Source organism: Achromobacter sp., assembly GCF_050285565.1.
In the GTDB taxonomy this organism is placed as follows: domain Bacteria; phylum Pseudomonadota; class Gammaproteobacteria; order Burkholderiales; family Burkholderiaceae_B; genus Achromobacter.
Genome location: NZ_JBLZXG010000003.1, coordinates 144410 through 167465, shown reverse-complemented (window position 1 = coordinate 167465; position 23056 = coordinate 144410). Strand labels below are relative to the sequence as shown.

20 protein-coding genes are annotated in these 23056 nt (G+C 70.3%); 10 read left to right on the top strand and 10 right to left on the bottom strand.

All coding sequences use genetic code 11. The features are described 5' to 3' along the window. Window positions 1-43 precede the first annotated feature (43 nt). Both ACN6O8_RS06685 and ACN6O8_RS06680 read right to left on the bottom strand, forming a co-directional pair. Entirely contained in the window at window positions 44-850 is an 807-nt protein-coding gene (locus ACN6O8_RS06685) for a DUF169 domain-containing protein (protein ID WP_427990287.1), read from the bottom strand. A 110-nt stretch (window positions 851-960) separates the two neighbouring features. Continuing rightward, on the bottom strand, window positions 961-1836 hold the full coding sequence (locus ACN6O8_RS06680; RefSeq protein ID WP_427990286.1) for a LysR family transcriptional regulator: 876 nt from the start codon (window positions 1834-1836) through the stop codon (window positions 961-963). A gap of 99 nt (window positions 1837-1935) precedes the next feature. Between ACN6O8_RS06680 and gstA the strand changes: the two genes are divergently transcribed. Next, window positions 1936-2541 (top strand): glutathione transferase GstA, encoded by a 606-nt coding sequence (gstA, locus tag ACN6O8_RS06675; RefSeq protein WP_427990285.1) that lies wholly within the window; start codon window positions 1936-1938, stop codon window positions 2539-2541. A 45-nt stretch (window positions 2542-2586) separates the two neighbouring features. On the opposite strand, the gene ACN6O8_RS06670 is transcribed toward gstA, so the two are convergent. Together ACN6O8_RS06670 and ACN6O8_RS06665 are read right to left on the bottom strand one after the other, a co-directional pair. Beyond that, window positions 2587-3348, bottom strand: a complete 762-nt coding sequence (locus ACN6O8_RS06670; protein ID WP_427990284.1) for a DNA alkylation repair protein — start codon at window positions 3346-3348, stop codon at window positions 2587-2589. After that, complete coding sequence (locus ACN6O8_RS06665; RefSeq protein ID WP_427990283.1) at window positions 3345-3878, bottom strand: MarR family winged helix-turn-helix transcriptional regulator; 534 nt, start codon at window positions 3876-3878, stop codon at window positions 3345-3347. Before ACN6O8_RS06665 ends, ACN6O8_RS06670 begins: the two co-directional genes overlap by 4 nt. A 133-nt stretch (window positions 3879-4011) precedes the next feature. On the opposite strand from ACN6O8_RS06665, the gene ACN6O8_RS06660 reads away from it, so the two are divergent. Then, entirely contained in the window at window positions 4012-4821 is an 810-nt protein-coding gene (locus ACN6O8_RS06660) for a nucleotidyltransferase domain-containing protein (RefSeq protein WP_427990282.1), read from the top strand. A gap of 72 nt (window positions 4822-4893) precedes the next feature. Next, on the top strand, window positions 4894-5373 hold the full coding sequence (locus ACN6O8_RS06655; protein ID WP_427990281.1) for a DUF6882 domain-containing protein: 480 nt from the start codon (window positions 4894-4896) through the stop codon (window positions 5371-5373). A gap of 34 nt (window positions 5374-5407) precedes the next feature. On the opposite strand, the gene ACN6O8_RS06650 is transcribed toward ACN6O8_RS06655, so the two are convergent. Next, complete coding sequence (locus ACN6O8_RS06650) at window positions 5408-6619, bottom strand: citrate/2-methylcitrate synthase (protein WP_427990280.1); 1212 nt, start codon at window positions 6617-6619, stop codon at window positions 5408-5410. Between the two features lie 111 nt (window positions 6620-6730). On the opposite strand from ACN6O8_RS06650, the gene ACN6O8_RS06645 reads away from it, so the two are divergent. Further along, a complete protein-coding gene (locus tag ACN6O8_RS06645) occupies window positions 6731-8176 on the top strand; it encodes a CoA transferase (protein WP_427990279.1) in 1446 nt (481 codons plus the stop codon). A gap of 26 nt (window positions 8177-8202) precedes the next feature. Here ACN6O8_RS06645 and ACN6O8_RS06640 read toward each other — a convergent pair whose 3' ends face one another. After that, complete coding sequence (locus tag ACN6O8_RS06640; RefSeq protein WP_427990278.1) at window positions 8203-9429, bottom strand: SMI1/KNR4 family protein; 1227 nt, start codon at window positions 9427-9429, stop codon at window positions 8203-8205. Window positions 9430-9608: 179 nt separating this feature from the next. Between ACN6O8_RS06640 and ACN6O8_RS06635 the strand changes: the two genes are divergently transcribed. The 6 genes from ACN6O8_RS06635 (at window position 9609) to ACN6O8_RS06610 (ending at window position 17143) form a co-directional block, all read left to right on the top strand. Beyond that, window positions 9609-10829: a helix-turn-helix domain-containing protein gene (locus ACN6O8_RS06635; protein ID WP_427990277.1), complete on the top strand. Its 1221-nt coding sequence runs from the start codon at window positions 9609-9611 to the stop codon at window positions 10827-10829. A 37-nt stretch (window positions 10830-10866) separates the two neighbouring features. Beyond that, entirely contained in the window at window positions 10867-11508 is a 642-nt protein-coding gene (locus ACN6O8_RS06630; protein ID WP_427990276.1) for a PQQ-binding-like beta-propeller repeat protein, read from the top strand. Between the two features lie 132 nt (window positions 11509-11640). Then, a complete protein-coding gene (locus ACN6O8_RS06625; RefSeq protein WP_427990275.1) occupies window positions 11641-12453 on the top strand; it encodes a DUF3348 domain-containing protein in 813 nt (270 codons plus the stop codon). 10 nt (window positions 12454-12463) lie between these two features. After that, window positions 12464-15763, top strand: coding sequence for a DUF802 domain-containing protein (locus ACN6O8_RS06620; protein WP_427990274.1), 3300 nt, complete (start codon window positions 12464-12466; stop codon window positions 15761-15763). Continuing rightward, window positions 15760-16416, top strand: coding sequence for an OmpA family protein (locus ACN6O8_RS06615; RefSeq protein ID WP_427990273.1), 657 nt, complete (start codon window positions 15760-15762; stop codon window positions 16414-16416). Before ACN6O8_RS06620 ends, ACN6O8_RS06615 begins: the two co-directional genes overlap by 4 nt. Before the next feature lie 70 nt (window positions 16417-16486). Then, window positions 16487-17143, top strand: coding sequence for a DUF2894 domain-containing protein (locus ACN6O8_RS06610; RefSeq protein ID WP_427990678.1), 657 nt, complete (start codon window positions 16487-16489; stop codon window positions 17141-17143). A 91-nt stretch (window positions 17144-17234) separates the two neighbouring features. On the opposite strand, the gene ACN6O8_RS06605 is transcribed toward ACN6O8_RS06610, so the two are convergent. The 4 genes from ACN6O8_RS06605 to ACN6O8_RS06590 form a co-directional block, all read right to left on the bottom strand. Continuing rightward, window positions 17235-18569, bottom strand: a complete 1335-nt coding sequence (locus ACN6O8_RS06605) for a carotenoid oxygenase family protein (RefSeq protein WP_427990272.1) — start codon at window positions 18567-18569, stop codon at window positions 17235-17237. A gap of 78 nt (window positions 18570-18647) precedes the next feature. Next, the gene (locus ACN6O8_RS06600; RefSeq protein WP_427990271.1) at window positions 18648-19577 is read right to left on the bottom strand and encodes a DUF6708 domain-containing protein; all 930 of its coding nucleotides are present in this window, start codon (window positions 19575-19577) and stop codon (window positions 18648-18650) included. After that, window positions 19577-22213, bottom strand: coding sequence for a T6SS effector BTH_I2691 family protein (locus ACN6O8_RS06595; protein ID WP_427990270.1), 2637 nt, complete (start codon window positions 22211-22213; stop codon window positions 19577-19579). The genes ACN6O8_RS06600 and ACN6O8_RS06595 overlap by 1 nt, the downstream gene beginning before the upstream one ends. After that, on the bottom strand, window positions 22203-23048 hold the full coding sequence (locus ACN6O8_RS06590) for a DUF4123 domain-containing protein (RefSeq protein WP_427990269.1): 846 nt from the start codon (window positions 23046-23048) through the stop codon (window positions 22203-22205). The genes ACN6O8_RS06595 and ACN6O8_RS06590 overlap by 11 nt, the downstream gene beginning before the upstream one ends. Window positions 23049-23056 lie beyond the last annotated feature (8 nt).

The window sequence follows — 23056 nt, the reverse complement described above, 5'->3', positions numbered from 1 at the left end:
GCCTGGGCGCCGCGTCCTCCCGCGCCCCCGCGCCCTGCCCGCCTCACGCCCGCGGCGGCTGCGCGTAGCTCACGCCCATGCCGGCGCGCACGTCGTTCTGGATGCCGTATGGCGGGATTGGATAGCGCAGGCCGTTGGCCGACAGTGCCTTCATCCCTTCGATCGCGATGGGCAGGTAGCGCGGCGGCAGCGCCATCAGCATTTCCTCGTCCGGCACGCCGCCGTAGCGGCGCTCGGCATAACAGGGCAAGGACAGGCTGGGCTCGCCGCTGGCCAGCGCCCGTCCCCAGGAGTCGGCACAGGCGGTCTCGCCCACCACGCTCCAGTCGAAGCGCCGGTAGTTCTTCCATTGCAGGCCGTTGATCAGGATGATCATCTGCCCGGGCGTCGCGTACACCAGGCAGATGTCGGGCGGATCGAGCCGGCCCGAGGCCAGCGGCGACACCGCCATGGCGCGGTATCTGCCCGCCGGCACACAGGACAGGGCCTGCTGGCGCGCGCGGGCATCGGCCTCGGTGGCGTGCCACACGCCGACATACTCCTTGCCGCTGCGCCAGGTCTCGTCCCGCGGCCCCAGCCCGATCACCGCGCGGCATTGCGCGCCGACCAGGTCGTCGCCGGCAATGCCCACCGTCCACCCCAGCCGCGCCGCCATGCCGACGATCTGGTCGGTGGTATGGGTAGCCTTGGGCCGGCGCAGCCCCTTGATGCCGGCCAGCGCCGCCTCGTCCTCGTAGAGCTTCATGCCGATGACCGTGGTCTTGAGCCGCAGCAGGCGGTTCAGGTCATCGACCAGCGCCGCCCAATCGCGCGGCGGATCTTGCGTGGTCGCTTGCGTTGTCTCTTCCATGCCCGTCCTTTGGACTTGTCGTTGGAACGGGCAAGACTACACGAGAGCGGCACGCGCGCGCCAACCGGCGTGGACGCCGCGGGAGGGGACGCGGACGGCCTGGCGGCGTCTCAGGCCCGGCTGTCATCCGGCCGCAACATCTCGAACAGGGCCAGCACGGCGGCCGAACCGGAGGCCGCCGCCGAGGCCGCCAACGCGAAGCGGCGCCGCAGCGGCGCCGCCAGCGGCAACACGCGCAGGCCGCGCCGGTTTTCCGGCAAGGTCAGCTCGGGCACCAGCGCCACGCCGACGTTGTCGCGCACCAGCGCGTAGGCGCTGGACCATTCCATCACCGTGGCGCGCACATCGGCCAGCGCCAGGCCGGCATCCGCCGCCAGGCTGCCGGCATGCACGCTGCAGCCGCCGGTTGCCAGCACGAAAGGCTGCGCCACCAGTTGCGCCAGCGCCACCGACGCGCCGCGCGCCAGCGGATGCGCCGCCGGCAGCACCGCGACCCAGTCGTCCTCGCCCAGCGGACAGGTGGCGCGGCCGGGGGGAGGATTCAACACCACGCCCACGTCCACGGTATCCGCCGCCAGCAGGTCCTCGATCTCGCTGTCGCTGGCTTCCAGCGGCACCACCTCGATGGCGGGATGCAATTGGCGAAAGCGCCGCAACACCGGTGGCAGGATGGTCGAGAACACCATCGGGAAACTGGCCAGCCGCAACACCCCGGACGGCGCGCCGGACGCCTCGCGCCCCAGCGCCTGGATGCGGCCGTGCGCGGCCAGCATGGCGCGCGCCTCGTGCGCCACCCGCAACCCCAGTGCGGTAGGCACGCTCTGGCGCCGTTCGCGGGTGAACAGCGGCGCGCCCAGTTGGTGTTCCAACTGCGCGATGGCCTGGCTGGCGCCCGATTGCGTCATGCCCACCTGTTTCGCGGCGTGGGTGATGTTGCCGGCGTCCACCACCGCCAACAGCAGCCGCCAATGGATCAGGTTCATCATGACATCAGCTCAGCTTATTTCATATTTATGAAGAAGTAATTTTACGGATACTTCGGCGAAAGGCATCCTGGCGCTTCCCCCTTTCCTGGAATGCCTTGCATGAAGCTCTACTACGCCCCCGGCACCTGCTCGCTGTCGCCCCATATCGTGCTGCGCGAACTCGATCTGCCGTTCGACCTGGTGCGGGTCGACAACCACGGCAAACGCACCGCCGACGGCGACGACTTCCTGGCCATCAATCCCAAGGGCTACGTGGCCGCGCTGGCAACCGACGACGGCCACGTGCTGACCGAAGGTCCCGCCATCAGCCAATACCTGGCCGACCTGCGGCCCGACGCCGGCCTGGTTCCGCCCGCCGGCAGCTGGGCCCGCAGCCAACTGCACGAATGGCTGAATTTCATCTCGGCGGAAATCCACGGCGGCTTCGGGCCGCTGTTCCATCGCGACTTGCCCGAAGCGGCGCGCGCGTGGTGGCAAGCGCGGCTGGAAAAGCGCCTGGATTACGTCGCCGCCGCCTTGCACGAGCGGCAGGCCCTGGTGCGGAACCGCTACGGCGTGGCCGACATCTATCTGTACGCGGTGCTGCGCTGGGCGCCGCGCCTTGGCGTGGACCTGGCGCGCTGGCCCGCCCTGACGGCATTCCAGCGCCGCATCGAACCCCGCCCCGCCGTACAGGCCGCGCTGGCGGCCGAGGCGCAGGACTGAGCGGCAAACCGGCGGCTGCCGCGCGGCCCACGCGGCCAGCGGACGCTAGGCCCCGATGGTGCGCAGCGCCCGCTGGCAGATGCGCTGCGTTGCCGCGACCGGGCTATGCGTCAGCCAGCGCGCGCACACCCGCCGGACCCAGTCCGGCTGATCCTTGCTGGCGTCGTTCAACCAGTTGGCCACCGAATCCTGCACATAGACCGCCGGATCGGCGCGCAGCGGCTCAAGCAGCGGCAACGCCAGCCCCGGATCCGCCTTGAGCGCGCCGATGTGCGCGCACCAGACGCCGCGTGGCCGCAGCGCCTCGCTGGCGAAGCGGCGCAGGCGTTCGGACGGCAATGCCGTCCATGCCTGCAGTTGCGCGATGGCCGCTTGCAAGTCCGCCGCCAGCGCCGGCCGCACGGCCAGCCAGGCCCATTCGCGCACGCCGAAATGCGCGTCGTCGGCCAGCGGCCGGATGCGCGCCAGGCGCTGCGCCAGCGGCAGGTCCGGCGCCGCGCCGATCATGAAGCAGGCCCAGCCGCGCGCGGTGTCCGACGCCTGCGCCGCCATCCGCGCCGTGCCCGCCGGGCCCAGGCTGTCATGCAGGATGCGCGCCGCCAGCGCCATGCGCTTGGAGATGCCCAGCGCCGCCGCGGCCCGCATCGCGGCGATGCCATCGGCCCCGACCTCCGGCGCCAACGCCTGCATCAGCAGGGCGAAGTCCACCGCCAGGCACTCGGTCAGGTGGGTGGCGGGCGCGCCCGCGTGCAACTGCGCCAGGCGCTCGGCGCCGATGTCCTTGACGCCCCGGCCGGCGGCGCTCATGGCGCGTCCCCGGCCAACGCCGCGCGCCCGCTGTCGGTGCCGCGCCACACCTTCGCCAGCAGGTCGCCGAGCTGGCGCCGCTCGGCCTGCGACAAGGCATCGAACAGCGAGCCGATCCACTGCGCGTGATCCTTGAACAGCCGCGCCGCCGCCGTCCGCCCCTTGGGGGTGAGCGTCACCGTGACGCGGCGCCGGTCGTCCTGACCCGGCTGGCGCAGCGCGAACCCGTCGCGTTCCAGCCCGTCGAGCAGGCCGGTGACGGTGGCGCGGGTCACGCCCGCGCGCGCCGCCAGTTCGTGCGGCGACAGGCCGCCGGCCTGCCCGTGCAGCAGGAACAGCAGCACGAACTTGCCTTCCGACAACTGCCGCGGCGCCAGGCGCGCGGCGCAGTCGCGGTCGATGGCGCCGGCCAGGGCCAGCACCTGCAGGCACAACTGAATGCCCCCGGACGACGCCAGCCCGCGACGGGCGGCTTCGTCCAGTAACGCATGGTGCTTGGGTTCCAGCATGGCGGCAATGGCGGGGGGCATGGCGTGTCCGGTAATTGATATGGAGGCATATGATAAGGCTGCTAATCATAATCGGCAAGCGCGCCGTCAACGGCAAGGCGCCAAGCATTCGCTCCCCCACGCCGCCGCCTGGCGAAGTGCTAGCATCCGAAGCATGACCTCGATCCTGCACGCCCACCCCATCGATCCGGCCATCCGCGAGCGCGTCATGGCCACCCTGGAACACATCGAACAGCGTCACGACGTGCGCGTCCTGCTCGCCTGTGAATCCGGCAGTCGCGGCTGGGGCTTCGCCTCGCCCGACAGCGACTACGACGTGCGCTTCCTGTACGTGCACAAGCTGGACTGGTACCTGCGGGTGGCGCCCCAGCGCGACGTGATCGAACTGCCCATCGACGACGAGCTGGACGTGTCCGGCTGGGAGTTGCGCAAGGCGCTGCAACTCCTGCGCGGCTCCAACCCCACCCTGTTCGAGTGGCTGGATTCGCCCGTGCTGTACCGCCAGGACGACGCCACCAGCGCCTGGTTGCGGCACTTCCGCAGCGAGTATTTCTCGCACATCAAGGGCCGTTGGCATTACGTGGCCATGGCCGGCCGCAACTTCCGCGAATCGCTGCAGGGCGACACGGTGCGGCTCAAGAAATACCTGTACGTGCTGCGTCCCGTGCTGGCCGCGCAATGGATCGACAGCGGCCGCGGCATCCCGCCGATGCGTTTCGCCGACCTGGCCGATGCCATGGTCACCGACCCCGCGCTGCGCGACGAGATCAATGCGCTGCTGGCCATCAAGATGCAGGCGGGCGAGGCCGAGCACGGCCCGCGCTTCCCGTTGATCCACGCCTATCTGGAAACAACGCTGCCGACCCTGGAAAAAGCGCCCTTCTTCGAGCGGCCCGACGGCCAGACCGAACGGCTGGACCGGTTCCTGTACGAGGTCGTGACCGGCGCGCCGCTGACGTATTGAGCGCCGCGTTCACGCATGCGGCCCGGTCTTTGCGGGTACCCTATCGGTTTTCCATCACCCGCAAAGCCGCGCATGTCCGACACCACGCAGCCCTTCGACGTTTCCGCCTACATCGCCCAGAGCCTGGAAGGCATGCGGGCCGCCACCTCGGCGCATTGCGCCACCTGGCACCTGGACCAGGCCGAACAATGGTCGGTGGACATGGACAGCGGCCTGATCGTGTTCCAGTTGCCCGGCGGCATCAGCGCCCAGGCGCCGGTGCAGATCATCGGCACCTCCAACAGCGAGGACGGCAGCTTCCTGTGGGGCTGGGATCACCCGTCGGTGCCGGCCGAGCTGGCCGACCACGCCCAACTGGCGCGGGCCTTCGGCAAGGCCCATGGCCTGCAGGCCTACACCCACCGCAAGGTGCCGTGCGACGACGCCCTGGCCTGGGAATTCACCGCCGTCGCCATGCGGCTGGGCGAAGCCAGCGGCTCGTACCGCGCGCAAGCCTCGGACACCGCCCACGTCTGGATGACGTTTGGCCAGGTGAGCTTGGCCCAGGCCTGAGGCGCCGCAGGCGGCGCGCGCCACGGCGCCGACCTTACGCCGCCTCCGGGCGAATTCCGGTATAGGCCGCGCGCGGCCGGATCACATCGGAGCTGGCGCGCTGCTCCAGCCCATGCGCCAGCCAGCCGATCGAGCGGCCCAGCGCGAACAGGCCGAAGGCCGCGCCCGGTGGCAGGCCCAGATGGCGCCGCACCGCCACCAGCGAGAAATCCACCGAGGGCCGTTGCCCCGCCAGGTCGAAGGCCTGTTCGATCAATGTCTCCCACTCGGGGTGCCGCGGCAGGATCCGCGCCAGCAAGGCGCTGGCGCGCGGATCACCGGCGGGGTAAAGGTGATGGCCAAAACCCGGCAGGTCCTCGCCCCGCGCCAGCCGCTCGCGCAAGCCCCGCGCCAGCCGCTGACCGGCGTCCATCCCGCCAGCGCCACGTTCCAGTTCATCCCACATCGCCTCGACGCGCGCCGTGGTGGCGCCATGCCGGCCGCCCGTCAACGCGGCCAGCCCGCCGACGATGCCGGCGCGCAGGCTGGCGCCCGTGGACGCGATGCAGCGCGCGGTGAAACTGGAGGCGTTCAGTTCGTGGTCGGCGCACAGCACCAGCGCCATCCGGATGAGATCGGCGCCGGCCGCGTCCACGCCCCAGGCGCGGGCGCACTGCGCGTGGATCGGCGCGTCGTCCGGCGCGGTCTGCAGCAGGCAGGCCGCCAGCGTGCGCACCAGCGCGCCGCAGCCCTGCGCCTGGCGTTCGCGCGAGCGCTGCCACAACGCGGTCGCATCGTCATCGCTGGCCGCCGTGAACAGGGGCAACAGCGCGGCCTCGGCGCGCTGGCCGCGATGGCGCGCGAACAGCGCCGCCAAGTCCTGCGGCAACAGCGGCGCGGGCGCGTCGAACGCCATCGCCTCGCCGCATTGCCACAAGTGCGCCGCCACCGCCTCCACCGAGCGCGACGCGGCCAGCGCCACGGCGTTTTCGCCGCGATAGAACAACTGGCCGTTCTCGATCAAGGTGATGGCCGACTCCAGCACCGGCAGGCCCCAGTTCAGCGTCGCCTTGGCCACTTCTTTCGGCTTGCGGCCCCGAGTGCGCTGCGCCGCCAGCCGTTCGACGTCCTCGGCCAGGTAGCGGCTTTCGCGCGGCGTGGCGCCGGCCTCGGCGTGCAGCAACCCGCGGCTGACGTAGGCATACAGAGTCTGGCGCGACACGCCCAGGCGGGCGGCCGCGGCGGCGGAGGTCAGGTAATCGGGCATGGCGTTGAGAGACTGGGAGCGGATGGTAATGAGTTGATTATATTAATCAATATTGACAATTAATTGGCGAAGAATAATCCTGGCGCCATTCCCCAACGACCCGGAAGTCCCATGTCCGCTATCGATCCCCCCCTCCCGCCCTCGCCCGCCACCGCCGACTACCTGCGCCAGTTCTGGCTCGCCACGGGCGGCGATCCGGCCCTGTTGAGCCGTGTCGCCATCAGCGGCCACGGCGCCTTGCCCTCGGCCTTCGCCGTCACGGAATTCGCCACCGCCGCGATCGGCGCCGCCGGCCTGGCGATGGCGGAATTCGTCGCGGCCGCAGCGGGCGCGGCAGGCTCCGGCGCGGCCGGCGCGCAGGCCGTGCCGGCCGTCGAGGTCGACCAACGCCTGGCCTCCTTCTGGTTCTGCACCACCCTGAGGCCCATCGGCTGGAGCATGCCGCCGCTGTGGGACGCCGTCGCTGGCGACTACCGCGCCGCGGACGGCTGGATTCGGCTGCACACCAACGCGCCCCATCACCGCGACGCCGCCCTGGCCGTGCTCGGCGTAGCCGCCGACCGCGCCGCCGTCGCCCGCGCCGTGGCGCGCTGGCGCGCCGACGAACTGGAAGCGGCGGTGGTCGAACGCAACGGCTGCGCCGCCACCATGCGCGGCCTGGACGCCTGGCGCCGGCACCCGCAAGGCCAAAGCGTCGCCGCCGAACCCCTTTTGCACCGCGCCGCCAGCGCCGCCGGCGCCCGACCCGACTGGCGCATCTCGCGCCAGCGGCCGTTGCAGGGCCTGCGCGTGCTGGATCTGACCCGCATCCTGGCCGGCCCGGTGGCGACGCGTTTCCTGGCGGGCTTCGGCGCCGACGTATTGCGCATCGACCCGCCCGGCTGGGATGAACCCGGCACCGTGCCCGAGGTGGTGCTGGGCAAGCGCTGCGCGCGCCTGGACTTGAAGTCCGCCGGCGGCCTGGCCACGCTGGAACGCCTGTTGTCCCAGGCCGACGTGCTGATCCACGGCTATCGCGCCGACGCCCTGGCCCGCCTGGGCCTGGACGCCGACCGCCGCCGCCAGCTCAACCCGACGCTGGTCGATGTATCGCTCGATGCCTATGGCTGGAGCGGCGCATGGCGGGAACGGCGCGGTTTCGACAGCCTGGTGCAGATGAGCACCGGCATCGCCGAGGCCGGCATGCGCGCCAACGGCGGCGACCGCCCGGTGCCGTTGCCGTGCCAGGCGCTGGATCACGGCACCGGCTACCTGATGGCGGCCGCGGCGATCCGGGGCCTGACCGAACGGCTGGCCACCGGCGCGGGCAGCACGACGCGCGCGTCGCTGGCCCGCAGCGCGCAGTTGCTGGTCGCGCATGGCGGCGTGCAGAAACGGGGCCCGGCATTGGCGCCGGAAAGCGAAGCGGACTGGTCCGCGCAGGTCGAGGAAACCTCGTGGGGGCCCGCCCGGCGCGTCAAGCCGCCGCTGCGGATCGCGGGCACGCCGCAATCGTGGGATGACCCGGCAAGCGCCTTGGGGTCATCCGAAGCCGCCTGGCCGGACGGCTCGCGCTAGCGGGCGGCGGCGGCCGCCGCCGCGCCTCAAAGCACGAACGCGCGCAAGTTGGCGACTCGTTCGGCCAGGCCGTCAGCGCCCAGGTAATGCCCCAGCTTGCCCGCCCGCACGCGGCGCAGGTCTTCCTCGTAGCGGGCCGCCATCGCGTCGCGCGCCTCGGCATAGGCGGCCGCGATGCCCTCGCCCGCGGCGGCGGCGATCGCGCGCGCGGCCTCGGGCGAGCCGCAGGCCACGCAGCGCGCCACGCCCAGGCCGTCGGCCCGCGCCCCGCGCGCCAGCAACTGCGCCACCAGGTCCGCGGGCGGCGGGCGATCGAACCGATGGATCGCGTCCGCGCTGACCGGCGTGCCGGCCCGCAACAGCGCCCGCGCCGCCGCCCAGGCATGCTGCGTCAGCGCCACGTCCAGCGCCATCGCGCTGCCACGCAACGGCCGGTCAAAGCCCACGCCCTGCGCCGCCAATTGCGCCACCAGCGCGCCATCGTCATGGGCCAACGCATGCCGCAGGGCCAGCCGGGCCAGCCAGGGCGCCTGCCCCAGCGCGCCGGCCGCCAACGGGCCGCGCCAGTCCACCAACGCGCGCCGGTAGAACGCCACCAGCTTATCGGCCAAGGCTTGCGGCATGCCGTGATCGGTCACGCGCTCGTCCAGGTATTCCAGCACCCGTATGCCCGCGCTGTCGGGATCCTCGGGATCTTGCTCCAGGTAGAGCGCGGCGAAGGCCCCGCGCAGGTCTGTCGCCACCGTCGCGATGGCGTCCTGCTGCAACGCATGCGTCCAGCCCGGCAGCCCCTGCTTCCAGGCCACGATGCTGCCGGCCTGCGGGCCCGGTTCCACGCACACATAAATGCGGTCGCAGTATTCGAATCCGCCGATCGGCAGATAGCGCAGCTTGCCGTCCCAGGCCTCGCCGCGTTCCCCGGCGGCCTCGTCGGCGCATTCCTGCTCGTGCTCGATCCAGCCGGCCAGGTCGCGGTACTGGTCGCTGCCGTCATAGAACAACTCGGACCAGCTGAGCGCCTCTTCGTTGCCGTCCATCTGGGCATGCAGGTCATAGGCCAATTCCCCGCCGGCGGTCAGGCGCCACAAGTCGCGCAGCGCATCGGGCAAGGGGCCGGCGCAGGCCGCTTCGATCTCGGCGATGCGCGCCTCGCTCAGGGGCGGTTGAACCGCGATCAGGACACGCTCGGCGAACAGGGCAATGCCATGTTGTCGAAGCGACTGGATTTCCTCGGCGGAAAAAGGCTCGCTCATCTTGAAGGCTTCCTGGATATGGCGGTTCGGATTCTACCCGCGGGTGGGCGACGCGCGCGGCCGCAACGGATCGGTGCTCCGCGCACGCGTCCGTGTTGCGCCCCGGCAGCGCGGTGGTAGATTGGCGGCATCCACGAACGGATGCGACAACGGGGAGCGGCAACGATGGCGGGATCGTCATGGACGGGCTGATCAGGGCCGCGGCGCAGGCGCTGGCCAGCGGCGACCCGCTGGGCGCGCTGGGCCGGGTGGCATTGCGCGAGGATGCGCCGGCCCTGGCGCTGCGCGGCATCGCGCTGGCGCAATTGGGCGACGTCGAGCGCGCCCGCGTGCTGGTGCGGCGCGCCGCCCGCGCCTTCGGCGCCCGGAACCCGGTGGCGCGGGCGCGCTGCGTGGTGGCCGAAGCCGAGATTGCGCTGGCCGCGCGCGACCTGGGCTGGCCCACCGCGCCGCTGGACGCGGCGCGCGCGACGCTGGCGCGCCATGGCGATGCGCGCAACGCGGCGTACGCGGCCTATCTGGCGGGCCGTCGCCTGGTGCTGATCGGACGCCTGGAGCAAGCGGAGCAGATCCTGGCGCAACTGGATCCCGCGTCCTTCCCCGCGGCACTGCGCGCGATTCACGAATTGACGCTGGCCGGCATCGCCTTGCGCCGGGTGCAGGCCGGGGCCGCGCGCAACGCGCTGGCGCGGGCCGCGCGGGCCGCCGCGCAAGCCGGCATTCCCGCCCTGCAAGCCGAAGTGCGGCAGGCCCACGACCAACTGGAGGCCCCGGCCGCGCACCTGGACATGGACGGCCAGAGGCGCGAATTGCGCTTGGCGCAGGTCGAGGCGCTGCTGGCGTCGGACCTGCTGGTGATCGACGCCTGCCGCTACGCGGTGCACGGCGCGGGCGCGGCCGTGTCCCTGGCCAGCCGGCCACTGCTGTTCACCCTGGCGCAGGCCCTGGGGCAGGCCTGGCCCGGCGATGCCCCGCGCGCGGCGCTGATCGCGCTGGCCTTCCGCACCCGCCATCCGGATGAAACGCACCGCGCCCGCCTGCGCGTGGAGATCGGCCGGCTGCGGGCGGCGCTGGGCCCGCTGGCGGGCATCCGCGCCACCCGGCAGGGATTCGCGCTAGTGCCGCCGCCGGATCGCGCGGTGGCGGTGCTGGCGCCGCCCGTGCGGGACCGGCATGCCGCCGTGCTGGCGCTGCTGGCCGACGGCCAGGCGTGGTCGAGCTCGGCGCTGGCGCTGGCCACGGGCGCCTGCCAGCGCCAGGTGCAGCGGGCGCTGGAGGCGCTGGCCGCCAGCGGCCGCGCGCAGTCGTTCGGCCAGGGCCGTGCGCGGCGCTGGATCACGCCGCCGCTGCCGGGTTTCACGACGACATTGTTACTCCCGGTGCCGCTGCCGAATGCCTAGGATGGAGACGTCTGCCTTTTTTGAACAGGACATCGACATGAAAGCCAAACCCGCAGAAATCCTCCGTGAATACGGCCCCTTCCCCGGCGTCAGCGATGTGCATGGCGTCTCCTATGACGGCAAGCAGGTGTGGATCGCCGTGGGCGAAAAACTGCACGCGCTGGACCCGGCCAGCGGCGCGGTGGTGCGTAGCATCGACGTGGCCGCCCGCGCCGGCACCGCCTTCGACGGCACGCATCTGTACCAGATCGCCGACGACGTCATCCAGAAGATCGATCCGGCCTCGGGCCGGGTGTTGTCCACGGTGCCGGCGCCCGAAGGCGGCTGCAATTCCGGCATGGCCTGGGCCGAAGGCATGCTGTGGATCGGCCGCTACCAGGACCGCAAGATCCACCAGGTCGACCCGGCCACCGGCGCCATCCTGCGCACGCTCGAATCCGACCGCTACGTGACCGGCGTCACCTGGGTCGACGGCGGCCTGTGGCACGCCACCTGGGAAGACGACGCCAGCGAATTACGGCGGGTCGATCCGGCCAACGGCGAGGTGCTGGAGCGCCTGGAAATGCCATCGGGCGTCGGCATTTCCGGACTGGAATCGGACGGTGCCGACGTGTTCTATTGCGGCGGCGGCAAGAGCGGCCGGCTGCGGGCGGTGCGGCGGCCCCGGGCCGCGTCCTGATCCGATCCTATTTTTCCAAGCGTGACCGCCGCGCCGCCTGACAAATTGTTGCGGGCACCGGCGCGGCGGCCCTTTCCGGCCCCAGCGCGCCCCCGCCAGCGTGTAAACTCCCCCCTTTTTGACTCTGGTGGTATGTTGCAAGCCCCACAGCGCACAGGTTTAAGCGGCCCGACGCTCATTCGCTTGCTGACTCGCCTGACGGATGTCGACGTGCCGCAATCACGGCAACCGTTGTCGGATCATCTGAGCCAATGGCTCGGCTGGACCGACGCGATTGCCCTGTCCGCCGCCCTGAACAACCGCCCGCCGGCGATCGCGCCGGGCGCGCGCACGTTCAGCAGCGCCGAGGAGCGCGAGTGCGAGCGCGTCCGCGCCACGCTGGCCGATGCCATCGCCAGCGACACCGCGGCCACGGCCGCCAAGCGGCTGATGCCGGGGCAGGTGCCCGCCAAGGTGGCGGCGCTGCAGGCCGACGATGCCGATTACTCGAATTTTCGTCAGCGCTATCTGTCGTTGCAGCACACGATGGAGACCAGCATCGGCAACCTGCGCAGCCGCCTGCGCGGCATGGTCGCGGCCAAGACGCCCGAGATGACGCGGCTGGCGGTGGTGGACGCCATCATGGATCGCGCCCTGCTGCCGCGCGAGCGCAGCCTGCTGGGCGCCATTCCGAAGCTGCTGCAAGGCCATTTCGACCGGCTGCGGCTGGCCGAGCAGGCGGCGCTGGACGCGGCCGCGGCCCAGGCGCCGGCCGATACCGGCGCGACCGCCGGGACGGACGCCGCCGAACCGGCCGGCGCGGCGCCGCAACCCGCTGTACCCGCGCCCAAGCCGGGCGCGTGGCTGGAGACGTTCCGCAAGGATATGCGCAGCGTGCTGCTGGCCGAACTGGATATTCGTTTACAACCGGTGGAAGGGCTGCTTGCCACCCTTCGCGCCAGCTAACCGGGACACTATGTCCAAGTATCTGATCAATATTGTTGTTTTCCTCAGCGGCCTGGCCGTGGCCGGCTGGATCGGCGCGGGCTACGCGGGCACCAATCCGCTGGCGCTGGCCGTCACGCTGCTGATCGGCGCCTGCTACGTGGCGGGCGCGCTGGAATTGCTGCGCTACCAGCAGGCCACCGCGTCGCTGAGACGCGCGGTCGGCAAGCTGTCGGAAGCGCCCGCCAGCCTCGGCGGCTGGCTCGATCAACTGCCCGCCGCGCTGCGCAACCCGGCGCGGCTGCGCATCGAAGGCGAACGCGTCGGCCTGCCCGGCCCGGCGCTGGCGCCCTACCTGGTCGGCCTGCTGGTGCTGCTGGGCATGCTGGGTACCTTCCTGGGCATGGTGGTGACGCTGCGCGGCACCGGCACGGCGCTGGAAAGCGCCACCGACCTGGCCGCCATCCGCGCCTCGCTGGCCGCGCCGGTCAAGGGCCTGGGTTTCGCCTTCGGCACCTCGATCGCCGGCGTCGCCACCTCGGCCATGCTGGGCCTGCTGGCCGCCCTGTGCCGGCGCGACCGCATCCAGGCCGCGCAATTGCTGGACGCCAAGGCCGCCACCACGCTGCGCCTGTACAGCCAGGCGCACCAGCGCGAAGAGAGCTTCAAGCTGCTGCAGCGCCAGGCCGAAGTGCTGCAACGCCAGGCCGAGGCCATGCCCGCGCTGGTCGACCGCCTGGACGCCATGATGCGCAACCTGGAACAGCAGAACCAGACGCTGAACGAGCGCCAGCTCGCCAGCCAGGACGCGTTCCAGGGCAAGGCCGAGGCGGCCTACGCCCGCCTGGCCGCCGTGATGGAACAGTCGATGAAGGAAAGCGTGGCCGAAAGCGCCCGCTCGGCCGGCGCGGCGCTGCAGCCGGCGGTCGAGGCCACCATGGCCGGCCTGTCGCGCGAGACCGCCTCGCTGCACGCAAGCGTGACGCAGGCGGTGCAGCGCCAACTGGACGGCATGACCGCCGGCCTGCAGGCCGCCACCAGCAACGTCGCCGGCATCTGGAACCAGGCCCTGGCCGGCCAGCAGCGCGCCAGCGAGACCTTGGCGCAGGATCTGCGCGATTCGCTGGAGCGCTTCGCCCAGACCTTCGAACAGCGCTCGGCCGCCCTGCTGGACAGCGTCTCCGAACGCCTGGCGGCGTCCTCGGGCAGCATGTCCGAAGCCTGGCACGCGGCGCTGAACCGCCAGGAACGCGCCAGCGAGAAACTGGCCGGCGACAACCTGCAGGCGCTGACGGCCGCCGCCGCCAGCTTCGAACAGCATTCGGCGTCGCTGCTGCGCACGCTGAACCAGTCGCATACCGCCCTGCAATCCGAGCTGGCCTCGCGCGACCAGCAACGCCTGGCCGCGTGGACCGAAACCCTGGGCGCGCTATCCGCCACCCTGCGCCAGGAATGGCAGCAGGCCGGCGCGCAGGCAACTGAACGGCAGTTGGAGATCAATCAGGCGCTGGCCCGCAGCGCCGCCGACCTGACCGCCCACGCGCAAACCCAGGCCGGCCTGCTGGAGAACGTCGCGGCCCGCCTGGAAAGCGCCGCCGGCAACGTCTCGGCGCAATGGCACGAGGCGCTCGAACGCCAGTCCCAGGTCAGCGACAAGCTGGCCGGCGACAACCGCCAGGCCCTGGCCGCCGCCGCCGCCACCTTTGAGCAACACGCGTCGACGCTGCTGCGCACGCTGGACCAGTCGCACGCCGACCTGCAGGCCGCCCTGGCGTCCCGCGACGAGCAGCGCCTGGCCGCCTGGGCCGGCACGCTCGGCGCCCTCACCGACAAGCTCGGCCGCGAATGGGAACAGGCTGGCGCGCAGGCCGCCGCCCGCCAACAGGAAATCAGCCAGACGCTGGCGCAGACGGCCCAGGATCTGGCGGCCCGTTCCGCGGCCCAGGCCACCCTGCTCGACAATGTCGCGGCACGCATGGAAAGCGCCGCCACCGGCGTGACCCAGGCCTGGACCGAGGCGCAGGTGCGCCAGGAACTGACCAGCGAAAAGCTGGCCGGCGACACACAACAGGCCCTGGCCACCGCGGCCGCCGCGTTCGAACAACATTCCGCGTCGCTGCTGCGCACGCTGGACCAGTCGCATGCCGACCTGCAGGCCGCCCTGGCCTCGCGCGACGAAGCGCGCCTGGCCGCCTGGCACGCCTCGCTGGGCGCCATGGCCACCGAACTGGGCCGCGAATGGCGCCAGGCCGGCGAGCAGACTGCCGCCCGCCACCAGGAACTGGAACAGTTGCTGGCGCGCACCGCGCAGGACCTCACCACCCAGACCCAGGCGCAGGCCGCGCTGCTGGAGAACCTGTCGGCGCGTCTGGAAACCGCGGCCGGCGGGGTGACGCAGGCCTGGACCGAGGCGCAGGCGCGCCAGGAGCTGGCCAACGAAAAGCTAGCCAGCGACAACCAGCAGGCCCTGACCACGGCAGCGTCCGCCTTCGAGCAGCATTCGACATCGCTGCTGCAGACCCTGGGCCAATCGCAGGCCGGCCTGCAGGCCGAGCTGGCCGCGCGCGACCAGGAACGCCTGGCCGCCTGGACCGGCGAGCTGGGCCGCATGGCCGAGGCGCTGCGCCAGGAATGGGAACAGGCCGGCGCCCGCAGCGCCGCCCTGCAGCAGGAAATCTGCGCCACCCTGGCCCAGACCGCGCAGGACATCGCCACCCAGACCGAGGCCCACGCCAGCGGCACCATCGCCGAGATCGGCCAACTGGTGCAGGCCGCTTCTGAGGCGCCGCGCGCGGCCGCCGAAGTCATCGGCGAACTGCGCCAGAAACTGTCGGACAGCCTGGCCTACGACAACGCCATGCTGGAAGAACGCAACCGCCTGCTGGACACGCTGGCGACGTTGCTGGACGCGGTCAACCACGCCTCCAGCGAACAGCGCAGCGCGGTCGATGCGCTGGTGTCGTCGTCGACCGACCTGCTGGACCGGGTCGGCGCGCAATTCACCGAGCAGGTCGAATCCGAGACCGCCCGCCTGGACGACGTGGCCGCGCAAGTGACCAGCGGCGCGGCCGAAGTGGCCAGCCTGGGCGAAGCCTTCGGCGCCGCGGTGCGCCTGTTCGGCGAGTCCAACGACAAGCTGGTGGCGCACCTGGAACGCATCGAGGCGGCGCTGGACAAGTCCATCGCCCGTGGCGACGAACAGTTGGCCTACTACGTGGCGCAGGCCCGTGAAGTGGTCGACCTGAGCACCATGTCGCAAAAGCAGATCGTCGAGAACCTGCGCGAGCTGGCCAGCCAGCGCGCCGCCACCGCCGGAGCGCAGGCGGCATGAGCGCGGGCGAGGACATCGACGGCGGCGTGGAACCCGCGGTGCCGACCTGGGCCGTCTTCGGCGACCTGATGTCGGTCCTGCTGGGCGCCTTCGTGCTGATCCTGGTGAGCGTGGTGGCCGTGCAGCTGGAGCTGTCGACCCAGCTGGAACGCGAGGTCAAGCAACGCCAGGAAGAGACCCAGCGCCGCCAGACGCTGGAACAGGCCCTGGCCGCGCCGCTGGCGGCAGGTCGCGTGACGCTCATCAACGGCCGCATCGGCATCAGCGGCAGCGTGCTGTTCGCGCTCAATTCCGACCAGTTGCAGCCCGAAGGCCGCGAGGTGCTGAAAAGCCTGATCGAACCGCTGTCGACCTACCTGAAGGCCAATGACGAGATCCTGATGGTCAGCGGCTTCACCGACGATCAGCAGGTGCGCGAAGGCAATCGGCGCTTTGCCGACAACTGGGACCTGTCGGCGCAGCGCGCGCTGACCGTGACCCGCGCCCTGATCGACGAGGGCGTGCCGTCGGCCCTGGTGTTCGCCGCCGCGTTCGGCGCCGAGCAGCCGGTGGCCTCGAACGCCGATGAAGACGGCCGCGCGAAGAACCGCCGGGTCGAGATCACCCCCATTCCCAAGCCGTCCAACGGCACGGAGCCAGCGCGTGGCCAGTGATGGCGGCCTGGGTCCGGCGCTGACGGCCGGCGCCGATGGCGCGCCCGACGCCGCCCCGCCCGCCGACGCCATGCTCGCCACCTTGCAGGCGTGGCGCGAGCGCGGCGACGACCGGCTCGATCCGGTCGGCTTCCATTTCATCGAGGCGCTGGCCCGGCGCGCGGCCGCCCACGCCGGCGCGGCCCGCGCCCGGCTGAACGAGCGGCTGGCGCAATTGCTCCAGGCGTATGCGGCGCGCATCGCCGCGGCCAACGCCGAGACCGAAGGACTGGACGATGCCGCCGCGCCCGACGCCAGCCCCGCGCCGGCCACGCCGGCCCCCAAGCCCGCGCGCGGGCCGCTGGCGGAGTTGGCAGCGTATCTCGCCTACCCCGGCGCGCCCGGCGAAGACCCCGACGCCATCGCCGCGCAGGCGCGCCGCGATGCCTATCCGGATCTGCCGGTGCTGGATGGCCTGCGCGAGATCTGGTCCGGCCTGAGCGCCGACCGTCAGGTGCGCCAGTCGCAGGAGCAGGTGCACAAGAACGCCGGCCCGCTCAATTCCAACCAGCTGGTGCACCGCGCCCTGTCACTGATGCGCGAGCTGTCGCCGGGCTATCTGCAGCAGTTCGTGACCTACACCGAAACGCTGGCCTGGATGGAACAGGTGACGGCGGCCGCCGCGCCGCCGGCCAAGGAAGCGCCGCGCGCGCCCGCCAAGAAAAACACGCGCGCCAAGAGGCGCTAGGGCACTGCCGCCCGAAAGCGGCACGGGCGGCAGTGACCATGCCGCGCCCATACCCTGCCGCGCGCGTCATCGAGCCGCCCCTCGCCCAGCTTCAGCCTGCCGCCCGTGGCAACCACGCGCCATGGAAACCCGCCGGTATCCGCCGTGGCAGGCGCACCGTGGCCAGCGGCCCGGCCGCCAGGTCGCGGGCATCCAGCACCACCACGTCGCTGCGGTCGCCGTCCTGTCGATAGACACACACCAGCACCCAGCCGTCATCCTCCGCCCGCGCGCCGGGGCGCGGCACGAACACCGGTTCGCTGTTCTGGTCGCCCGGCGGCACCTCGAACCTCTGCCGCGCGCCCGTCTCCAGGTCGTAGCGCACCACCCCGCGCATCTCGCGATTGTTGGGTTGATGCACCGCATAGGCGTAGCGGTAGGCGTGGCCGGTACGGCCCTCGTTGATGCGCGGCAGTTCGATGCCGGTGTCGTCCAGCTGGCGTTCGTCGACGCCACCGCCGGCCAGGTCGATCACGTAGCGCCACAACACGCCCAACGGGCTGTCTTCAAAGCCGGCGCCGTCGCGCGACAGCCGCAGGTAATGCGGATAGCGCACCACGTCCAGCACCAGCGTGGCATGGTCGGCCTCGTAGGCGTTGACCACGTGCTGGATGAAACACGGCGCCACCTCGAACCAGCGCACCGCCCCGCCGTGGCGCGGGATCACGCCCAGCCGCGATTGCCGCTCGTCGTGCCAGCGCAGCGGCATGCGGTGGCCGCGCGACAGCATCGAGAAGTCGTACGCCACGTTCAGGTCGAGCAGGATGCTGTGGCGGGCGGTGATGGCCATGTCGTGCATCATCGACGGCCCGGGCACCTCGATCAACTGGTCCAGCAGCGGCTGGCCGTCGGCGCCCGTCACGCCATAGCGCAGCCAGGGGCGCTCCCAATGGGCGCGAAAGCGCATCAGCTCGCCTGTGATGGGATCGATCTTGGGATGCGCGGTCATGCCGCCCGCCAGGCCGGAATGGCGACGGCTGGCGCCCAGGAAGTCCAGCCCTGCCGTCATCGCCAGCGGCGCGCCGCCTTCGGCCAGCGCCAGGGTCTCGCCGGCATGGCGCAGCACGTTGACGTTGGGATTGGTGTCGGGCAAATCGGCGGCCAGCGCCGGCGCGTATTCGCGCGCCCAGAGCCGGGTGCGGGCCCAGCGGTTGCGGTAACCGGTGGCACGGCCATCGCGCAAGGTGATGGCGTGCAGCATTGCCGGCTGCGGCCACCAGGACAGCACGTCGTTGCCCTCGAAACGGCCCCGCAGGGGATTGGGACCGTTGCGCACCAGCGCGCCGTCCAGCTCAGGCGGCAACGTGCCCGTCACGGGCAGGTCGGTGAGGTCGATTTCATCGGCCAGCGGCGCGGTCGCGCCAGTGTTCAGGTCGAATGGGGTCATGCCTTGCATCCTTCAGGGTGGAGAAGGATGCAATTTTTACCCGGGTTAAATTAACTTGTCAATATTACCCGGATTTAATTAACGCAGATCTTCCGGATTCATCGAGGCATCACGGACATACGGATCGCCCGGGTCCGGCCGCAGCGTCGCCTCGATCTCGGGCGGAAACGCCGGGATTCCGCTGGTGTGCATGACGGCCCAGCGCATGATCGCGTGCAGATAGTTGAAAGGCGCCATGACCAGATAGGCCAGGCCGGAATTCTGCGCGTCGTTGGCGAAGATGCGTTCCTTGCTGAAGGCAAAGCTCTCGCGCTTGCCATCGACCGGCATGCAATACAGCACCGCGTCCTGCACGGCCCGCGGCCCTTCTTCCATGTAGCGGCGCAGGAATTCCCAATGCGAGTAGGCGTTTTCGATGCGGCTGGTGGCGATGCAGAACGCAAAGGTCTCTTTGACCGTGACCCCATCCTGCTCCAGGATCAGCCCGCGGATGTCCCAGTTGAGCCCGCCGAAGGTGCCCTTGCCCCGGCCCAGCGTGAAATAGATCTTGTCCCAGGGCGCGGTCAGTACCGTGCCATCCAGCCGGAACACATGCACCAGGCGCTGCTTGCGGTCCAGCGCGATGGGGTAGTAGGTCCAGCGGAACATCTCCTTGCGGGCGACCCAGGCGCCCGCGGCGCCCAGCGCCGCGAACATCGCCATGCCGATGAAGATGGCTTCCCACAGGCCGTTCTCGTTGGGCAGGTCGCCCGCCACCAGGATCCAGGCCAGCATCAGGATGCCGCCGAGGGCGAAGGCCACGCCGATCGCCCCCAGCAGCGCCACGAAGCCGCGCCACGCGTACCAGCGGTCCACCGACAGCAGGCAGTTGGAATTCATCTTCACCACGCACAGTTGCGCCAGCAGCGGCACGTCCAGCCGCTTTTTCTGCGGCAACCGGTGTTCGCGCTCGAATTCCGTCAGCGGACGGTCGTTGGGAAACCTGGAGGTCAGCCCCGTGAAATCCATCAAGACCCTCCCAGGGCCACGCGCAGGCTGTTCACTTCCTGCTGCACGCCATAGTAATAATCGGCCCCGGATACGCCCTGCAGCTTGCCCCACAGGCAGCGCTTGAGCCATTCATCGATCTTGTTGCCTTTGAATTTCTCGATCAGCACCGCCACGATGATGAGGAACACGGCCGCGATCAGGCCCACCACCGTATACGACAACGCGAACGCGCCGATGACCACCAGGCTGAGGATGCCGGAGGCCAGGTACAGGCCGCCCATCAGGCCGTTCTTTTCGATCGTGAACTGATCCTTGCTGGACTTCAGATCGAACACCGCCATGATAATGCCGGTCACCACGCCGATCCGGCCGCCCCAACGCACCAACAGCGTGCTGGTGGTTTCGATCCCCAAGCCCATGCCCAGCCGCATGCCGGCGGCCTGCCGGCCCTTGAGCGCCACGCCCAGCACATCGGCCACCGAGCCGCCGGCCGCCGCGATGCCGACCACGAACTTCCAGCTCGCGTCGCCGCGCTCGTGCGGCATGGCCGATTCCAGGTCGCTCCAGAGTTTGTACACGGCCACGGTCTGAAACAGGCAGCCGACCACACCGACCCGCACATCCGTGGTGATCGCCGTGCGCCAGCGCGACAATTCCTTGGCCTCGTATTCCTCGATCGTCATGGTGGTCTGCGCCAGCGCGCGGGCCCGCTCGCCCGCTGGCAGATTGGCGGGGACCTTGCCGGCGGCGTCTTTATCGACCAGCATGAACCAGCGCTTCTTGTCGGAACCTTCCAGTTGCTCGCCGCGCACCTCCAGCCGCCGCAGCTCCTCGGACACCGCCCGCTCCATCTGGCGCATGTCGACCTTGCCGCCGTGCTGGCGCATGAGCTCGCGGATCAGCGCCGCGCGGAACGTCTTCTTGCCGCCCTCGACCTCCACGATCGCCACATTCTGCCGCGACAACAGCCCCAGGTACATGGCCAGCTTGCGCGCGATGGCGCTGTCCACGCCCAGCCTGAGCACATGCACCACCGGGCCCATGATCTGCTCGAGCAGGCGCGCGGTCTTGTCCATCTGCCCTTCGCTGAGCACCTTGAGCCCGGTTTTATAGGCCTCGTGCAGATTGTTCCAGGGGATGCCCTTCCAGTCGATGGCCGCCTGGTGCGCCTCGACCACCTTCTGCACCACGAAATCCTGATTGTGGAACATGGCGCGCAGCAACAGATTGCGCGTGTCGTTCGGATCGCCTTGCAGCCACTCGGCATACTGCTTGAAGCAGACCCGCTTGTCCTGGGTGCCGTCGATGCACAGCGAGAAAACCGTCTGGTAGACCTCGCCGCTATCGGCGTTCTTGACATCGTAATTGCACTGGAACGTCTCGCCCGTCTTGTCGCAGGTGAGCCAGGCCACGTGCGCCTTGGCCATCGGCACGATGGTGGTCGCGTCGAACTTCGTCAGGCGTTCGTCGAAGCCCTTCTGCCAGGCCCGGCGCGCGTTTTCGTCGTAGTTGTCAAAGTACTTCTTCCACGCGTCCCAGCGTACCGTCTGGCGCTCCTGCTCGGTCGGGTGGCGGTAGTTTTCCGCCTCGGCCATGCGTTCCTTCTGGTTGTCCGGGCGGATCCAATCCAACAGCAACTGGCCTATCGCCAGGCCGCCGGCGCCGGAGCCGCCGGCAGCGGCGCCCATGTGCGGCGTGGTCGTGCCGTAGACGGAATAGTTGGATGCATCGTCGGCCCGTTGCCGCAGGAAGTCGCTCTCGGCGGACTGCATGATGATTTCGCTGAGCGACTCGATCGACTTGGACACGGTCAACGGCCGCAAGTCTTGCGGGTTGGAGACGAAATCGTCAAAACGCATGCGCATCAGCCGCGCGATGTCCTGCAGGATGCCGGTGCTGTCCGGCAGCGCCAGCAGCAGGCCCTTGCCGGGCTGGAACGCCTGCGCCGCATCCTGGATCATGCCGCCCATCCAGTGGTTCGAGTCGTAGTAGCCGACGGTGCTCCAGCCCAGGAACTTCTTCTTCTCGAACTCCTCCACGTCCTTGCGGCGATGCATGACGTAGTCGGCGACCGTTTCGTTGAGCGTCTTGATGGGCTTGGCATTGGCATGCTTGCCGGCGCCGAGCCACGCCTGCACATCGAACTTGAACATGTGCCGCTCGCGCATCGCGGCGCCCTTCCTGCCCTTGTGCGCCTTGCAGATGTCCTTGGTCCACTGCACGTCGGAGAACGCGAGCCAGACGAAGGTCGCCTTGCGCGCATCGGGAATGGTCAGCAGTGAAGCCTGGGCCTGGTGGTCCATGGTGCAGGTGAACGTGCGGTCGCAGGCATCGACCGGCTTGTCCAGGTCGAAGTTGTACAGCGTGCTGTTCTCATTGACGTAGTAGCCCTTCAACTCGGCGCGCGCCTCGTCGTAGACGTACAGATAGCCCGGACGCAGCAGGCGCACGCCGTAGCGCGCGCTGTCGCCCAGCGGCCGCTCGGCCAGCTCGGGCATCAGCATGTCGCCCTCGAGCGCGGGCGAGGTATCGTCGTTGGTCAGCACCGCATAGCGCAACGGCATGATGGGCAGGCCGATCCGGTGAAACGGGCAATCTTCTTCGCAATCGATCGACGAGCGCTTCTTTCCGCAGCTCTTCACATCATCGGCCATCGGGCTCTCCAGTTCGTTCCAAGTCCGCGCGCACGCCGGCCCAGTCTTCATCCGACAGGTCCTGCGTCGCGGCAAGATAGGGATAGTCATCATCCGGCCGCATCGCGGCCAGGCACTCGCGCACCCGCGCGTGGCGATGGAAGGCGGGATGCACCTGCAGGCCATGACAGGCAAAGGCCTTGCGTTCCCGCGCCGTCGCCAGGCCCAGGTCGCGGGCCGTGCGGAAATGGCCCATCACGGTCTTGCCGAAGGCGACGCGGCCGCCAGGCGCCAGGCTGTCCAGTCCGGCCAGCACTTCATTCAAGGCTTGCAATTGCGTCAGCGCGAACGATTGCTCCGCGCTGAGGTGCGCGCGCGGCGCGGCCTGCACCTCCGGCCGGTCGAGCGCCTGCCATTGGCCATCCAGATGAAACAGCAAACGCCGCACCGGGCCGCACAACCAGGCCAACTGGTCGGGCTCCAGGATCCAGCCGAGCTGGACCAGCACGCGCGGGTCGAAAAACCGGAAAAAGCACGGCCCCTGCCCAGCGATATCGATGATCATGCGCGCGCGGCAATGCGCCGCCACGGCATCGGCGGGCCGGTCGGACTGAAGCAACAGCGCCAGCCACAGGTCGTCGCCGTCCTGCGCGGCCTGGTTCAGGCTGGCCAGCACCCGTGCCTTGGCGGCCGCGTCCAGGGCCGACAGATCCACCAGCCGCGGCATCAGCGCGGGCATTTTGCGCAGGGCCGGCGGCACCAGCGGCCGGGGCGCCGCGAACGCCGGCACGCCGCGCGTGCGCTCGTCCTGGACCAGGCCGAAACCGTAGGCGCCGAAGGTTTGGTAATCGAGCATGCCGCCGT

Coding starts and splice junctions, on each gene's coding strand:
- ACN6O8_RS06660 (WP_427990282.1), top strand. CDS start 4,012: ATGACCTCGATCCTGCACGCCCACCCCATCGATCCGGCCATCCGCGAG.
- ACN6O8_RS06640 (WP_427990278.1), bottom strand. CDS start 9,429: ATGAGCGAGCCTTTTTCCGCCGAGGAAATCCAGTCGCTTCGACAACAT.
- ACN6O8_RS06605 (WP_427990272.1), bottom strand. CDS start 18,569: ATGACCCCATTCGACCTGAACACTGGCGCGACCGCGCCGCTGGCCGAT.
- ACN6O8_RS06590 (WP_427990269.1), bottom strand. CDS start 23,048: ATGCTCGATTACCAAACCTTCGGCGCCTACGGTTTCGGCCTGGTCCAG.
- ACN6O8_RS06615 (WP_427990273.1), top strand. CDS start 15,760: ATGAGCGCGGGCGAGGACATCGACGGCGGCGTGGAACCCGCGGTGCCG.
- ACN6O8_RS06625 (WP_427990275.1), top strand. CDS start 11,641: ATGTTGCAAGCCCCACAGCGCACAGGTTTAAGCGGCCCGACGCTCATT.
- gstA (WP_427990285.1), top strand. CDS start 1,936: ATGAAGCTCTACTACGCCCCCGGCACCTGCTCGCTGTCGCCCCATATC.
- ACN6O8_RS06650 (WP_427990280.1), bottom strand. CDS start 6,619: ATGCCCGATTACCTGACCTCCGCCGCCGCGGCCGCCCGCCTGGGCGTG.
- ACN6O8_RS06635 (WP_427990277.1), top strand. CDS start 9,609: ATGGACGGGCTGATCAGGGCCGCGGCGCAGGCGCTGGCCAGCGGCGAC.
- ACN6O8_RS06600 (WP_427990271.1), bottom strand. CDS start 19,577: ATGGATTTCACGGGGCTGACCTCCAGGTTTCCCAACGACCGTCCGCTG.
- ACN6O8_RS06670 (WP_427990284.1), bottom strand. CDS start 3,348: ATGAGCGCCGCCGGCCGGGGCGTCAAGGACATCGGCGCCGAGCGCCTG.
- ACN6O8_RS06595 (WP_427990270.1), bottom strand. CDS start 22,213: ATGGCCGATGATGTGAAGAGCTGCGGAAAGAAGCGCTCGTCGATCGAT.
- ACN6O8_RS06655 (WP_427990281.1), top strand. CDS start 4,894: ATGTCCGACACCACGCAGCCCTTCGACGTTTCCGCCTACATCGCCCAG.
- ACN6O8_RS06620 (WP_427990274.1), top strand. CDS start 12,464: ATGTCCAAGTATCTGATCAATATTGTTGTTTTCCTCAGCGGCCTGGCC.
- ACN6O8_RS06645 (WP_427990279.1), top strand. CDS start 6,731: ATGTCCGCTATCGATCCCCCCCTCCCGCCCTCGCCCGCCACCGCCGAC.
- ACN6O8_RS06665 (WP_427990283.1), bottom strand. CDS start 3,878: ATGCCCCCCGCCATTGCCGCCATGCTGGAACCCAAGCACCATGCGTTA.
- ACN6O8_RS06630 (WP_427990276.1), top strand. CDS start 10,867: ATGAAAGCCAAACCCGCAGAAATCCTCCGTGAATACGGCCCCTTCCCC.
- ACN6O8_RS06680 (WP_427990286.1), bottom strand. CDS start 1,836: ATGATGAACCTGATCCATTGGCGGCTGCTGTTGGCGGTGGTGGACGCC.
- ACN6O8_RS06685 (WP_427990287.1), bottom strand. CDS start 850: ATGGAAGAGACAACGCAAGCGACCACGCAAGATCCGCCGCGCGATTGG.
- ACN6O8_RS06610 (WP_427990678.1), top strand. CDS start 16,487: ATGCTCGCCACCTTGCAGGCGTGGCGCGAGCGCGGCGACGACCGGCTC.